This window comes from Ideonella sp. P3_A4 (assembly GCF_056403075.1).
Genome location: NZ_JBFUGE010001070.1, coordinates 1 through 1306, shown reverse-complemented (window position 1 = coordinate 1306; position 1306 = coordinate 1). Strand labels below are relative to the sequence as shown.

At 62.3% G+C, this 1306-nt stretch carries 1 protein-coding gene; it reads left to right on the top strand.

The genetic code is table 11. The annotated features are described in order from the left end of the window. Nucleotides 1–1306 (top strand): TonB-dependent receptor domain-containing protein (locus AC1DYI_RS35915; RefSeq protein ID WP_477208863.1); only part of this gene is annotated, 1306 nt, incomplete at both ends.

Genomic DNA, 1306 nt, shown 5'->3' with positions numbered 1-1306 from the left:
AGTCAAGGGCCGGTACAAGTTCCAGGACGCCTCGAAGCTGGACTTCGGTGTCAGCCTGACCGATGCGAACAACCGCTCGGCGTATTCGAACGTGCAGCGCGACACGTGGGGTGGCGCGACGAACGCCGGCGACTACCCGGACGGTGTCTGGCACGCGGACAAGATGGGCCGCTACTTCGGCAGCGTCAACGGCAGCAACAACTCGGCCTTCTTCAACAACTTCTACACCTGGGACTTCGAAGAAGTCCGTGCCCTGGCAGCGCAGGCAGCCGGCGACGACTCGCTGTACCGCGCTTCCAACGTCTTCTCGACAGACCGTCGCGTGAACGAGAAGTCGCAGAGTGCATTCATTCAATACAGCACCGACTGGGAGTGGGGCGTGCCGATGGGCATGTCTGCCGGCCTGCGCTACGAGCACACCGACGTCACCTCGAAGGCGCTGGTACCGATCGCGACCGGCATTACCTGGGCGGCCAACAACGAGTTCTCCGTCGGCTTCGGCGCCCCGTCGTTCACCCAGTTGAAAGGCAGCTACAGCTACTTGCTGCCGAGCATCGACTTCGACGCCGACCTGACCAGCAAGCTGAAGGCCCGCGTCAGCTACGGCGAGAGCATCGGCCGGCCGCAGTGGGACTACATCCAGGGCGGCATGACGCTGAACCAGCTGGCGCGCATCGATGGCGGCACCGGTTCGCAAGGCAACCCGGCGCTGAAGCCACTGAAGTCGAAGAACATCGACCTGTCGCTCGAGTACTACTACGCCAAGGGCAGCTATGTCGCTGCTGGCTACTTTGCGAAGAACCTGTCGAACTACGTTGGGGTCACGACGGTCGAGGGCACGCCGTTCAATCTGCACACGCCCGCCAACGGTGTGCTGTTCCAGGAGGCGGTGTCGCAAGGTGGTTGTACCGACAGCGACCTGACCTGCATCCGCAACTACATCTTCACCAACTACGACGGCACGCGCGGCGTGACGAAGACCGGTGTCGATGGCAACGGCAATTCCGTGGGCACAATCGCCGGCCAGCCGGATGACCCGGTCGCGACATTCCAGATCACGACCTACTCGAACCAGCACAAGGCGCGGCTGTATGGGGTGGAGCTGAACTGGCAGCACATGTTCGGCAACAGCGGCTTCGGCTTGTCGTCCAACTACACCTATGTGAACTCGGGGCTGAAGTACAAGAACGGCAGCCTGGGCGAGCAGTTCGCACTGGAGGGCCTGAGCGACACCGCCAACCTGGTGGCGTTCTACGAGAACGACAAGTACGAGGTGCGCGTGGCCTACAACTGGCGTGACCAGTTC